This window comes from Streptomyces sp. NPDC050988 (assembly GCF_044456225.1).
In the GTDB taxonomy this organism is placed as follows: Bacteria; Actinomycetota; Actinomycetes; order Streptomycetales; family Streptomycetaceae; genus Streptomyces.
In genome coordinates this window covers 45,729-58,649 of the sequence record NZ_JBITFQ010000016.1, presented here as the reverse complement: position 1 = coordinate 58,649, position 12,921 = coordinate 45,729, and the positions used below count along the sequence as shown (strand labels likewise).

Here is a 12,921-nt window from a genome sequence, read left to right as displayed (position 1 = left end):
AACCTCTCGTAAGGGAGCAGTGATGAGTCTTCTCGACTTGTCGCGATGGCAGTTCGCCATCACAGTGATGTTCCACATGACCTTCCCGGCGATCACCGTCGGACTCTCGATCTTCCTGTCGGTCGTCTACGGCCGGTACTGGCGTACCGGCAGGGCGGTCTACCTACAGATGTTCCGGTTCTGGCGGCGTATCTTCGCCGTCGGCTTCGCGATCGGTGTGGTCGCCGGCGCCGTCATCACCTTCCAGATGGGTCTCAACTGGGGCGTGTACGGCGCGAAGACGGGCCCGATCATTGGGCCGATCATCGGCATGGAGGTCGTGACCGCCTTCTTCGTCGAGGCCGGCTTCATCGGCGTCCTGCTCTACGGGGACGGGCGCGTCCGCAAGGGCACGATGTTCGTGTCCACCGTGATGGTGTCGGTGGGCACCGTCCTGTCGTCCACGTGGATCATCGCGGCGAACTCGTGGATGCAGACGCCCGCCGGATTCAAGGTCGTGCACGGCCGGTTCGAGCCCACGGACTGGATGCGCGTCATCTTCAACCCGTCGTTCATCTGGCGCTGGCCGCACATGCTGGCCGCCGTGCTGATCTCGGCGAGCTTCTTCGTCGCCGGGATCGCGGCCTGGTACCTGGTCAAGGGGCGCGCGAAGGGCTTCGCCCGCCGCTCGATGTCGATCGCCCTCGGGATCGCCGCGCTGCTGATGCCCGTTCAGCTCTACCTCGGTGACGCCGTGGCCGGGCATGAACTGCCGTATCAAATCTCGAAGTTGGAGGCGATGGAGGGCAACTGGGACAACGGCAACACCGGCTTCGTCCTGTTCGCTGTCCCGGACCAGCAAGCCGCGCGGAACATCGTCGACCTCGACATTCCCTGCCTCGGCAGTTACATCGCCAAGGGCCTCAGCTGCAAGTCGGCCATGCCCGGCCTGAAGCTCACCCCGGCGGCCGACCGGCCCGACATGGCCGCGACCTTCTGGGGCTTCCGCGTCATGTTCCTGGCGGCCGTGCTGATGTTCGGCACGGCGTTCGCCGCCACGATCCTGCGCATGCGTGACCGCCTGTGGACCGCGCGCCGCTTCCACCGGTTCGTCCTCTGGACGACGCCCGTGGGGATCCTGGCGATCCTCGGGGGATGGGTCACCGCCGAGACGGGACGGCAGCCGTGGATCGTGTTCGGGCAGCTCCGCACCTCGGCCGCGGTGTCCCACCTGGCGCCCGGGGAGGTCCTGTTCTCGGTGATCGGCTTCTCCGCGCTCTACCTGATCATGCTGGTGGCCTACGTCGCCTACATCGTCCGCACGATGCGCATCGGCCCGGAACGCGACGACCCCGGGCAGGAACCTCCACCGGAGGACCTGCCGGACAGCGGGCGTGTCCGTCACGCAGAGGACACCGTGCCGCTCGGCTCCCGGGAGGTGGCGGCGCGATGACCACCACCCTCTGGTCGGCGACCGTACTCGTCTGTCTCCTGATGTACGTCGTGCTGGACGGCTACGACCTCGGCGTCGGCGTCGCCACCCTCTTCGAACGCGACCCCGCGCACCGACGGCACATGCTGGAGTCGGTCGCGGTGGGCTGGGACGGCAACGAGACCTGGCTCATCCTGCTCGGCGTCGCGCTCTGGGCGGGCTTCCCCCTGGCCTTCGGCACGCTCCTGCCGCACGCCTACCTGCCGATGACGGTCGTGCTGTTCTCCCTGATCGTGCGCGGTGTGAGTGTCGAGATGGCGTCCCAGGCGCCACCGGCGCCCCGCTGGACGGCCGCCTTCGGCGTGGCGTCGCTGCTGGCCGCGTTCGCGCAGGGCTTCGCCCTGGGGACCCTGACCTCGGCGGTACATCTGCGGGGTGACGTCTACACCGGGTCGGCCTTCGGGGCCTTCAGCTGGTTCTGCGTGCTGTCGGGGCTCACTGTCACGGCCGCCTACACCGCTCTCGGCTACGCCTACACCAAGCACAAGTCGTCCGGGCCGCTGCGGGAGTCGGCGGCACGGCGGGGTGCGGTGGCCACGGCGGTCGGGGGAGTGCTGCTGGTCCTCGTCCTCGTCACCGTCGACACCACCGCGGCACCGCTGAACCTCGACAGCCCGGGGCGCGCCTTCGCGTTCGCCGTCCTGCTGCTGTTCGCGGCCGGGGGAGCGGGCACCTCGCTCGTCACGTTCCCGTGGAAGCGGCGGTCCGGGGCGGCGGACAGCCTGCCCCTCGGCGGACTCGTCGTCGCGACCGTGTCCGTGTTCCTCGCCCTGGCCGTGGCCCGCTACCCGGTGCTCGTGCCTCCGGACCTCACCGTCTACGGCACGGCCGGGCCCCACTCCACGATGGTCTTCATCCTCGTCGGCATCGGCCTGAACATGCCGCTGGTGCTGGCCTACAACGTGTTCGCCCACCGGGCCTTCGCAGGAAAGCTCGACACTGCAGGAGCGCGCTCATGACCACCCGGAGCTCACTCCCCACGCCGGTCCGTATCGTGCTGCGCCTGCTCGCCGCGGTCGTCTGGACCGTGCTGGGGCTGCTCGCCTACGTCGTCTGCCAGGGGATGTTCGGTGGCTACCGGCAGATCCACTCGCAACTGCTGACCACCCTGGGCATGATCGCCATCGCCCTGACCGGTGGCATCGCGTGGATCGTCGACGAGCGGCGCCCTCATGACGATGAATGAGATGTACGAGAAGAGTGCGCCGGGCACCGCCGGAAAGCGACAGGACGACGACGCTTGGCTCACCGCGTGCGCCGCGCCGGGGCGGCACTGGTTCGGTCTGTCGGGCTCGGCCCAGGCACTGGAGACGCTGTTCACGATCGCCCGCTGGGGCGCCCTGGCATGGACGGCCCAGGCGAAGATGGACCGGGCCGCGGCGCACGAGAGGTGGGGCCTGGTGGCCTTCGCCGTCACGAGTGTGCTGGCGGTGGGCGCCGGTTGGACGGCGGGCACGCTCGCCGGGCGGGGCGCGCGTGCCGTCGCGACCGGCCTGCGGCAGCAGTTGACGGGCGCTCTGCTGCCGACCGCCGGGCGGATCAGCGAGACCGGTCCGGCCGAAGCCGCGTGGGCGATGGTCGATCTGGCTGACGACGTCGCCGACTTCCACGCGCAGGCTGCACCCCTGAGCCGGTCGGCACCGCTGTCCATGGTCGCCGTACTGGCGGTCACGGCCGCGGTGCACTGGCCGGCTGCGATCGTGCTCGTCCTGACCACCGCGCTGCTGCCCCTGAACATGCGCCTGGCGGGACTGTTCGCCCAGCACGGCGCGGCCCGGCAACTGGCCGCGACCCGGCACCTGAACGCTGTCGTCCTCGACAGTTTCCGCGGCATGCGGACGTTGCGCGAGCTCGGCGCGGTCGGCTGGCGCGGCCGAACCCTGACCGCGGCCGCCGAGCGGCTGAACAAGGCGACGATGAGCGTCCTGCGCCGGGCCTTCGTCTCCGGGATGATCATGGACGTCGTCATCACGTTCTCCATCGCGGTGAACGCCACGTACATCGGCCTGTCGCTGCTCGGCTACGTGCAGGTGCCGTACGCACCACGGCTCGACCTGTTCACCGGTCTGCTGGTGCTGCTCGTATGTCCGATGCACTTCGCCCCCCTGCGTGCCAGGGCCTCCGCCTTCCATCAGCGGGAACGCGCCACGATCGCGGCCGGCGCCGTCCGAGACATCCTCAAGGACACGCCTGCCGCGGTGACGCGGGTGGCCGGTCCGCGGTTGACCGAGCCTGTCGGTGTGTCGCTGACAGCGGTCCGGTTCCGCTACGGCGGCGCCGACCACGACACCCTCCATGCCGACGCCGAGTTCGAACCGGGCACCTGGACCGCGATCACCGGTGCCTCCGGTTCCGGGAAGAGCACGCTGTTGTCGCTGATCGCCGGATTGCGTCAGCCGTCGGCCGGAGTGGTCCGGTGGCAGACCTCGTCCGTACGGCAGGCACCGGCACTCGGCGGATCCGCCTGGGTCGGACAGCGGACCGTGCTGCTCGATGCGACCGTCCGCGACAACATCCGCCTCGGCCGCCCGGCCGCCACCGAGCGGCAGATCCGGCGGGCCGTCGACGCCGCCGGACTGAGCGCCGTGGTCGAGGGCCTCCCCGAGGGACTGAACACCCGGCTCGGCGAAGGCGGTTGGGGTGTGTCGACCGGTGAGGCCCGCAGGGTCGCCATCGCCCGCGCCTTTCTGCACGGAGCCCGGCTCTGGCTGCTCGACGAGCCGACCGCCCACCTAGACGCGGACAGCGAACGCGAGGTCGTTGAGGCCCTGCGGAGAGCCACCGACGGCTGCACCGTCGTCATCGCCACCCACTCCTTCACGCTGGCCGCCGCGGCCGACACCGTGCTCGCGATCGACGACGGCCTCCTGCACAACGCCAGGCCGGTGAACGCGCGATGAGCAGCAGCCGTCCCCCGAACAGCCGTGGTCGGCGGGGGAGTCACCTTGCCGCCGGCGGGCTGGTGCTCGCGGTCGTCGCCGAACTGTCCTCTGCAGGACTGCTCGGCCTGTCGGGCTGGTTCATCAGCGTCTGCGCCGTCGCCGGGGCGGCCAGCTTCAGCTCCTTCTCCTACATCGCCCCCAGTGGTGGTGTGCGTGCCTTCGCCATGGCCCGCGTAGCCGGGAACTACAGCAAGCGTCTGGTGCTGCACGCGGCCGCCCTGTGTCGGATCGCCACCGCCCGGGCCGGTCTCTTCGACCGTGCCGCAGCCACAGAGCGGGCACAGCAGGACCGCCTGTGGTCGGGTGAACTGCTCGACCGCAGCATGGCCGACGCCGACAGCGCCGGGATGGCACTGATCGAGTGCACAACCCCCGTTGCCGTCACCGCCGCGCTGACCCTGGGCGCCGTCCTCGCCGTGGCGGCGTCCACGTCCGTCGTGCCTGCAGCCGTACTCGCGGCCGGCGTCGTCGTCATGGCGGTGATCGCCCACCGCCCGCCCGGTAACGCCCGCGAAGCCGAGCAGAGCACCCGCAAGGCGCTGCGCACCGAGCTCGTCACCGCTGTCGACGCCTGGACGGAGATGGCCTCGCTCGGCGCCGCCGAGCAGCTCGCGGCGCGTACGACGGGGAGGTTCACCCGACTCGACGCCGCGCGCGAAGCGGCCGTCCGGCGCAGGCACCGGAACGGGCTGGTGGGCGGCCTGACCGGCACAGCCACTCTGATTGCCACGGCCGCCACCGGCGGCGCACCGGATGCCCCCACGTTCGTGTTCGTCGTCCTGTTGTCCCTCGGCGTGCTGGCCCAGGCCGAACAGCTGGCGAACGCCGCCGAAGCCCGAGCCACCGCGAAGGCCGCACACCGCAGGCTCACGACAGGCGTGCCGCTCGCCGCGAGCGCCCCCACTGCTGCGGAGATACGGTCCTGGTCCACCGAGCAGAGCGTCGGCTTCGCCGACTACCCCCTTCCGCCGATGGCCCTCCGGTCGGGGCGCGTCCTCGGTGCCACCGTCGCCCGAGGCGCGATGCTCGTCGTCACCGGCCGCTCCGGCAGCGGCAAGAGCACCCTGCTCCGAGCCCTCGCCTCGTCGCTGCGGCAAGCGAACGAAGGCCGCGAGAGCCGGCCCGCCGTCGTGGCCGTCGCCGCCGACGACCACCTCTTCACCGGCACCCTCGGATCCAACTGGCGCCTCGCCGACCCCGCCCTGACCGACGACGAGATCGACGAACGCCTCGCCGAACTGCGCCTGAATGACAGCGGACTGACCGCCACAACCGCCGTCGGCCCCGGCGGCAGGCAGCTCTCCGGCGGTGAACTCCGCCGGGTCTACCTGGGCCGGGCCCTGGCCCGCCACCCGCGCGTCCTGATCGTCGACGAACCGACCACAGGCCTGGACGACCGAACCGCCCGGCACGTACTCGGCATCCTCCAGAACCTGCCCGACACCACCGTCGTCCTCGCCCTGCACGACGTACCGGTCTGTCTCGAGTCGGCCGGACCCGTGACCCGGCTGCCGCTCGACCACACCTTTCAGGAGGCACCATGAGCACAACACAACACCGCTTCGAACCGGCCCTGGCGTATCTCGACCGGCTCTACTCGACCGCGTTAGCGGGCAGCGAGCGGATCATGCCGTTGCGCGAGACCGCCCGCAAGCACCGCCAGGCCGACCACAGGGCTGTGAAGACCGGGGCCAAGGACTCGTCGAAGGCCCGGCGGTAGCCCGGACTACCGGGAGCCCGTCACAGGGCGCGACTTGTAGAAGGACTCCTACAGGTAGGCGACCTCGTGCGGTGGGCGACGGAGTCCCAGAACGGCGGCAGGTGCGCCGGGGGCAACTACCGTGCCCGCGAGGCCATGTCGTCCAGAAACCGTCCCGGCTTCCCTTGCGCCCGGACCAGACCGGACTCGACCGCCTCCATCAACCCGCGCGCGGCCGGCTCGGTGTCCGCGTCGTGGGCGAGGACCCAATCGGCGTACGGCACTAGGGAGTTGGGCCTCGGTGGCAGTGCGACGGTCACGCGGTCGATCCTGGCACACACCACTGACAGGCAGGCCCGATCCCTCGGGCCGAACTGCAGGTCAGCGACTCGGCGCACCTTCGGTGCGCGCCTGGTTCGTCGTCTCACCTGTTCTCGACGTATTCGACAAGTTCGTACGACGGGGCCATGTACGCTGACCGCCATGATGCGCCGGATGTGGTCGGAGCCGTGGGTGCACACGGCCTACGACCTGCTCCTCGCGCTGGTGGTGGCCTATTCGACGCTGTCCTACGGCCAGGGCTACGACACACTCATTGGCTTCTCGATGGCGGCGGCCGTGGTGTTTCGCCGACGCCGACCCATGACGGTGATGGCGGCCGTTTCCGCTCTCGCGCTGGCGCAGTATGTACTGGCGGCGCTTCCCGAGCCATTGGCGAGCGACGGGGCCATGTACGACATGGCCGTCCTGATCGCGATGGTGACCGTGGTGAGCCATACCGAGCAGATATGGAAGGCGTACGCCGCCGGTGGCATCTCCGTTGTCGGCATCCTGCTGCTGTTCGGTGGCATGGCCGACTTCACCTCCGAGGCGGGCCGGGACGGTCTCGACGAGGCATTGGCGGTCGCGGGCGCGTGCGCGGCGGTGTGGGTGACCTCGTACATGATGCGGACCCGGCGGCTGTACGTGGGTGTCCTTGAGGAACGCGCGGCCACCGCGGAGCGGGAGCGTGCCCACCTCGCCCAGATCGCCGCCGCCGAGGAACGCGCGGAGATCGCGCGTGAGTTGCACGACGTGGTGGCGCACAGCCTGGCCGTGATGATCGTGCAGGCCGACGGGGCCAGTTACGCGATCGTGGCGGATCAGGACAGGGCCCGCACGGCGATGCAGACGATCGCGGGCATCGGCCGGGACGCGCTGGAGGACATGCGCCGCATCGTCGAGGTGCTGCGGGGCACGAAGGGGGCCGACGCCGAGGATGACAGTGATCGTCGCCGGGTCGGCCTGGCCCATCTCGAACCGCTGGTGGAGCGGGCCCGTGTCGCCGGACTCCAGGTGGAGCTGCGCATCGAGGGCGAGCGGCAAGGGCTGTCGGCCGCCGACGAGTTGACCCTGTTCAGGATCGCTCAGGAGAGCATGACGAACGCCCTGCGGCACGCCGGCCCCTCGGCTCAGGTCTCCGTCACGCTGCGGTTCGACGACGGCACCGCCGTGCTGGAGGTCGTCGACGACGGGGCCGGCAAGCTGGCCGGCTCCGCTCCGGTCGTACCCGGGTCGGGCGGCAACGGGCTCGTGGGCATGCGGGAGCGGGTCGAGGTACACGGCGGACGGTTCACCGCCGGCCCCCGGCTCGGCCCGGGCTGGCAGGTCAGGGTCGAGCTTCCGGTGAGGGCAACTGCATGAGTGACATGAGTGACGTGAGCGGCATGAACGGTTCGAGCGGTGCGGAGAGGCCGATCCGGGTGGTCGTCGTGGACGACCAGCCGCTGGTCCGCGCCGGATTCGCCATGGTGCTGGACGCCCAGTCCGACATCGATGTCGTCGGCGAGGCCGGGGACGGGGCCGAGGCTCTCTCGCTGCTGGACAGGACTCCGGCGGACGTCGTCGTCATGGACATCCGTATGCCGGTCATGGACGGGGTGGAGGCCACCGAACGGCTCGTCATGCGTCCGGACCCGCCCAAGATCCTTGTGCTCACCACGTTCGACACCGACGAGGACGCGTTCGCCGCGCTGCAGGCCGGCGCGAGCGGCTTCCTCATCAAGAACGTGCCACCCGAGGAGTTCCTCACCGCGATCCGCGTGGTGGCGGCGGGCGACTCCGTCGTGGCGCCCCGGGTGACCCGCCGGCTCCTCGACCGGTTCGCCGGACAGCTCAACCCCGGACCACAGCAGGAGGACGACCGCCTCGCCGTTCTGACCGAGCGGGAGCGGGAGGTACTGGAACTGGTCGCTCAGGGGCTGTCCAACTCCGAGGTCGCCGCCCGCCTGTACGTCGCCGAAACGACCGTGAAGACGCACCTCGGGCGGATTCTGACCAAGCTGGAGTTGCGCGACCGGGTACAGGCCGTCGTGCTGGCGTACGAGGTCGGGCTGGTACGGCCGTCGTCGTCCGGCTGACCCTTACTTCACGGCAGTGCCCTGCCCTGCCGTGCCCTGCCGGGCATCGCCTATCCGCCCTCCCTCCCCGCCGTGCCTGCCGCCCGGGCCCCTACCGGTGTAGGACCCGGATCCCACCCGGCGTACGACCTGGGTCGTACGTGCCCGGCCTCGGAGGTCGTGTCCCGATCCGATGTGCCGAAAAGCCTGCCTGACAAGAATCGTCGATGACACGAACGAACGTGTCCCGACAATTCTCTGGAGGCCTCACATGACTGCATCTGGAATGCAGACCGGCACGACCGGAAGCCTGAAGGCAAAGGCGCTGGTACTCGGAATCGTGGCGGTCGCGATTCTGGCGGTAGGAGCCGGCGGTGCCTACTGGTGGCATCAGCGCAATCTCCCCAGCCAGGCCTCCGAGGCCGACTGCGCCCTGGCCCAGAAGATCATCGACGAGGCGCAGAAGCAGGACAAGTCCACCGTCACGAAGTGGCTGAAGGACGTGCGCGAACTGCGCTACGCGGAGATGAAGGACGGCTACCTCGCGGGCCAGATCGGCCGCTACGAGGGCGCGATGGCCACCCACCTGACGGGAAAGGGCGAGATGCCGACCAAGGCGGAGATGGCCGATATGTCGCAGCAGGCGAATTCGCACTGCACCGACGTCAAGCGCACCCTCGTGTTCCCGCCCATCCCGGCCTGACGCCTTCCACGTCGAAAAGCCGCAAGTCATACGCCGTAAGTCATAACCCGTAAAGCAGTTGAGGGGAAGCAGGAAATGAGTACCCGCGCCGCTGCGCACGACAATGAAGGAATTTCCCGGGACGACGGCGATGTCGCCGTCGGCGCGGAGGGCCTCGTCAAGGTCTACGGCCAGGGTGACACCGGAGTACGAGCCCTGGACGGGGTCACCGTCGGCTTCGCCCGCGCGCGGTTCACCGCCATCATGGGACCGTCGGGTTCCGGCAAGTCCACCCTCATGCACTGCCTGGCCGGACTCGACACCGCGACCTCCGGGCGGGTGCTGCTCGACGGTACTGATCTCACCGGCCTGTCCGACCGTGCACTGACCACCGTACGGCGCGACAAGATCGGCTTCGTCTTCCAGTCGTTCAACTTGCTGCCGCAGCTGACCGCGTTGCAGAACATCACGCTGCCGCTCGACCTGGCCGGCCGGCCCATCGACCGAGAACTGCTCGACCACCTCTCCGGCGTGCTGGGCATCGGCGACCGGCTGACCCACCGGCCCAGTGAGCTCTCCGGTGGCCAGCAGCAACGGGTCGCGCTGGCCCGGGCGCTGGCGTCGCGGCCCGCTGTGGTCTTCGCCGACGAGCCCACCGGCAACCTGGACTCGCGCTCCGGCGCGGAGGTGCTCGGCTTCCTGCACGACTCGGTGCGCGACCTCGGACAGACCGTCGTCATGGTGACCCACGACGCGGGCGCCGCTGCCTACGCCGACCGCGTCCTCGTCCTGGCCGACGGCCGGATCGTCGGCGACCTGGACGCCCCGACCCCGGCGTCGGTCACCGACGCGCTGCGAAGCATGGCGGGTACCCGATGAGCCGCGGACGGGGCACCGGCAACGCCGCCGTGCTGCGCACCCAGCTTGCTGGAGTGCTGGTCCGGCCCGGCAGGCTCGTCATGACGGGTCTGGCGGTGGTCGTCGCCGCGTTCGTCGTGTTCGGCACCGTGATGGCCCAGCAGATCACCGAACGGACCGCCCTCGACCGCTTCAGCGGCACCCCCGAGGCGACCAGCCTGATCGTCACGGCGAACGGGGGCGGGGACGAGTCGGCCATCACCGACGCGAAGATCAACGCGGTCCGGGCGGTGCCCGGCGTGGCCGAGGTCGCGGCCCGGACGGAGATCGGGGTGTCGCTCGCCGGTGTCTCCCCGCACTACCTGGAGCTTCAGGGCGACCCGGGCACCGGGCGGCTGTCACGGGTTCAGGTCGTGGCGGGCAGTTACCCGGACGGTCCCCGGGAGATGGCCGTGAACCGCCAGGCCTCGCAGCGGTTCGAGATCGAGCCCGGCGACCGTGTCGGCATCCTCTTCCCGAAGGGCGAGGACGGCGGGACGACGACGGTCACCATGACCGTCACGGCCGTGGTGCGGGCGGACTCCGACCGGCAGGCCACCGGCTACGCCCCTGCCGCCACCATCAACTCGCTGGGCGACATGAAGGAGTATCCGCAGCTGGACATCCGCGCGGAACCCGGGGTGTCCGCCGAAGCCCTGTCCGAGCGGCTGTCTCCAGTGCTTCAGGGCGCTGACGGCGCGGCTGCCGTGATCACCCCCGGCGACACCGTGCGGACCCAGGAGGCCAACGACGCGGCCGAGCAGTACGCGGAAGTCTTCCAGCTCATCGCGATGTTCCTGGCGATCGCCGTGGTCGCCGCCGCCCTCGTCGCGACGTCGACGTTCCGCATCGTCTTCGCGCAGCGGCTGGGCCAACTGGCGCTCCTGCGCACCATCGGAGCCAGGCGAGGCCAGCTCGTCCGGGCACTCGCCGTCGAGGGCGCGCTGGTGGGCCTTGCCTCCGGTACGGCCGGCGTCCTGCTGGCGCTCGGTGCCGGACACGCCGCCCCGGTGATCGCGGGCGCCGCCGGGCAGACCCTCCAGGCTCCCGGGGTGCCCGTGCCCGCGGCCCTGGCGGTGGTGCTCGGCGCCGTGCTGGTGACAGTGGGCGCGGTGCTCGCCCCCGCGCTGTCCGCCGCCGGCGTCTCCCCTCTGCAGGCGTTGCGCAGCGCCGGCACCGTGTCGGGGGAACGCGGCATCGGCCTGATACGCGTCGGCTCCGGCCTGTTCCTCGCCGCGGCCGCCGCCCTCCTGATCGGCCTGGTCTTCCTCGACATGCCCGAACCGGGCGACGCGAACTACGACGCGTCCACGGGCCTGATGGTGACCGTCGCGTCGGGCGGGCTGGCCTTCCTCGCGCTGATCGCCCTCGGCCCGCTGCTCGTACGCCCGGTGCTGGCCACCGTCGGGTGGCCGCTGCGCCGGCTCGGGCCCACCGGCACACTCGCCGTCGGCGGGATCGGCGGCACCCCGCGCCGCGCCGCAGCCGTGTCGGTCGTCGTCGCGCTCGGCGTCACCCTGGTCTCCGGCACCCTCGTCGGCGTCGCGAGCCTGCGGGGCTGGGCGGATCGGGACCTCGCCCTCACGGCCCCGGCGGACTTCGACCTGAGAGTCAGTGACAGCGGCAGTAGCAGTGACGGTCGTGGGAACGGCGGCAGTGACGGCCTCGGCGCCGAGGCCGTACGCCGGGTCAAGGCCCTGCCGCAGCTGGTCGACGCGACCGACTACCGCATGACCGACATCTCCATCGACGGGGCCGACGTGCGTGCCACCGACCTGGACCTGGCCGCACTGCCCACCTCACGGCAGCTGTACACGGCCACCGGCGAGCTGAGCGATCTCGGTCCGGGCCGAGTGATCGTCAACGCCCGGCTCGCCGAGCTGCTCGGCGTGACGGCCGGTGACAGCATCACGATCACCACGCCCACGAAGGGCACCGTCCGGGAAACCGTCGCCGCCACGCTGCCCAGCGAAGCACCCATGAGGGCCGACCTGATCGCCGTACCCGCCGACCTGGAGAAAATGGGCGCCTCGTCGCGGCCGACCGGCATCCTGGCGAACGCCGCGAAGGGCGGGCAGACAGCCCGCAACGCGGCGGTGCGGGCGATCGAGAAGACCGTCGGCCCGAACACCCACGCCTCCCTGACCATCCTCGCCGAGGACCGCGACGACAGCAGCGCCGACCTTGAGGTGGCGGCCACTTCGGCGCTCGGTCTGCTCGGGCTCACCGTGCTCATCGCCGTCGTCGGCGTCGCCACCACGACCGGGCTCACCGTGCTGGAACGCACCCGCGAGTCGGGACTGCTGCGGGCGCTGGGCCTCGGCCGCTCCGGGCTGCGCTTCATGATCGGCATCGAGGCCGGCCTGTACGGGGTCCTCGGCGGCGTCCTCGGCCTGGCCCTCGGCGTGCCCTACGCCTGGCTGGCGGTCCGGGTACTGAACATCGGCGCGCCGCTGCTCCTGCCCGTCGGGCAACTGCTGGCGGTCTTCGCGGGACTGGTGGGCATCACCGCGCTCGCCGGCCTGCTGCCCGCCCGCCGCGCGGCCCGGGTCAGCCCGGTCGCGGCACTGGGCACCACCGACTGAGCCGAGGCGGGCGCGCCGTACCGGGCGCGCCCCCTCGCCGGGCCACACGGTCCATGACCTGTCCCAGCAAGGCCTCGCACGGCAACCCAGGCTGGTGAGCCTCAAGTCCCCCGCCACCTTTGGCTGTTGCCTCCCCATCGCGACCCCGGTGTCCTCGCTCAGACGCTTTCCCCCCTCCCCAGCTCCAGCCGGTCATGGACCCCCTGGAGGGCTAGTGATCTGACCGCATTGGTTCGCCGGGTCGGACGTCGGCGGCCAACGCTTCTC

At 70.8% G+C, this 12,921-nt stretch carries 12 protein-coding genes; 11 read left to right on the top strand and 1 reads right to left on the bottom strand.

Going from position 1 to position 12,921, the window contains the following annotated elements; all coding sequences use genetic code 11:
- Positions 1-22: 22 nt before the first annotated feature.
- From ACIBEI_RS29485 to ACIBEI_RS29460, 6 genes are read left to right on the top strand one after another with little or no spacing between them, the layout of a single operon-like run.
- The gene (locus ACIBEI_RS29485) at positions 23-1,432 is read left to right on the top strand and encodes a cytochrome ubiquinol oxidase subunit I (RefSeq protein ID WP_398893273.1); all 1,410 of its coding nucleotides are present in this window, start codon (positions 23-25) and stop codon (positions 1,430-1,432) included.
- Positions 1,429-2,430 carry a cytochrome d ubiquinol oxidase subunit II gene (locus tag ACIBEI_RS29480; RefSeq protein WP_398893272.1) on the top strand — a complete coding sequence of 334 codons (1,002 nt, stop codon included), beginning with the start codon at positions 1,429-1,431 and terminating at the stop codon, positions 2,428-2,430. Before ACIBEI_RS29485 ends, ACIBEI_RS29480 begins: the two co-directional genes overlap by 4 nt.
- Positions 2,427-2,657: a hypothetical protein gene (locus ACIBEI_RS29475; protein WP_398893271.1), complete on the top strand. Its 231-nt coding sequence runs from the start codon at positions 2,427-2,429 to the stop codon at positions 2,655-2,657. The genes ACIBEI_RS29480 and ACIBEI_RS29475 overlap by 4 nt, the downstream gene beginning before the upstream one ends.
- Positions 2,644-4,371, top strand: coding sequence for an ABC transporter ATP-binding protein/permease (locus ACIBEI_RS29470; RefSeq protein ID WP_398893270.1), 1,728 nt, complete (start codon positions 2,644-2,646; stop codon positions 4,369-4,371). Before ACIBEI_RS29475 ends, ACIBEI_RS29470 begins: the two co-directional genes overlap by 14 nt.
- A complete protein-coding gene (locus ACIBEI_RS29465; RefSeq protein WP_398893269.1) occupies positions 4,368-5,957 on the top strand; it encodes an ATP-binding cassette domain-containing protein in 1,590 nt (529 codons plus the stop codon). The genes ACIBEI_RS29470 and ACIBEI_RS29465 overlap by 4 nt, the downstream gene beginning before the upstream one ends.
- The gene (locus ACIBEI_RS29460) at positions 5,954-6,133 is read left to right on the top strand and encodes a hypothetical protein (RefSeq protein ID WP_398893268.1); all 180 of its coding nucleotides are present in this window, start codon (positions 5,954-5,956) and stop codon (positions 6,131-6,133) included. The genes ACIBEI_RS29465 and ACIBEI_RS29460 overlap by 4 nt, the downstream gene beginning before the upstream one ends.
- Before the next feature lie 116 nt (positions 6,134-6,249).
- On the opposite strand, the gene ACIBEI_RS29455 is transcribed toward ACIBEI_RS29460, so the two are convergent.
- Complete coding sequence (locus tag ACIBEI_RS29455) at positions 6,250-6,432, bottom strand: hypothetical protein (protein WP_398893267.1); 183 nt, start codon at positions 6,430-6,432, stop codon at positions 6,250-6,252.
- Positions 6,433-6,595: 163 nt separating this feature from the next.
- Between ACIBEI_RS29455 and ACIBEI_RS29450 the strand changes: the two genes are divergently transcribed.
- The 5 genes from ACIBEI_RS29450 (at position 6,596) to ACIBEI_RS29430 (ending at position 12,654) form a co-directional block, all read left to right on the top strand.
- Positions 6,596-7,795, top strand: coding sequence for a sensor histidine kinase (locus ACIBEI_RS29450; protein WP_398893266.1), 1,200 nt, complete (start codon positions 6,596-6,598; stop codon positions 7,793-7,795).
- The gene (locus ACIBEI_RS29445) at positions 7,792-8,511 is read left to right on the top strand and encodes a response regulator (protein WP_398893265.1); all 720 of its coding nucleotides are present in this window, start codon (positions 7,792-7,794) and stop codon (positions 8,509-8,511) included. The genes ACIBEI_RS29450 and ACIBEI_RS29445 overlap by 4 nt, the downstream gene beginning before the upstream one ends.
- Positions 8,512-8,761: 250 nt before the next feature.
- Positions 8,762-9,193: a hypothetical protein gene (locus ACIBEI_RS29440; RefSeq protein ID WP_398893264.1), complete on the top strand. Its 432-nt coding sequence runs from the start codon at positions 8,762-8,764 to the stop codon at positions 9,191-9,193.
- Positions 9,194-9,268: 75 nt separating this feature from the next.
- Positions 9,269-10,051: an ABC transporter ATP-binding protein gene (locus tag ACIBEI_RS29435; RefSeq protein WP_398893263.1), complete on the top strand. Its 783-nt coding sequence runs from the start codon at positions 9,269-9,271 to the stop codon at positions 10,049-10,051.
- On the top strand, positions 10,048-12,654 hold the full coding sequence (locus ACIBEI_RS29430) for an FtsX-like permease family protein (protein WP_398893262.1): 2,607 nt from the start codon (positions 10,048-10,050) through the stop codon (positions 12,652-12,654). The genes ACIBEI_RS29435 and ACIBEI_RS29430 overlap by 4 nt, the downstream gene beginning before the upstream one ends.
- Positions 12,655-12,921 lie beyond the last annotated feature (267 nt).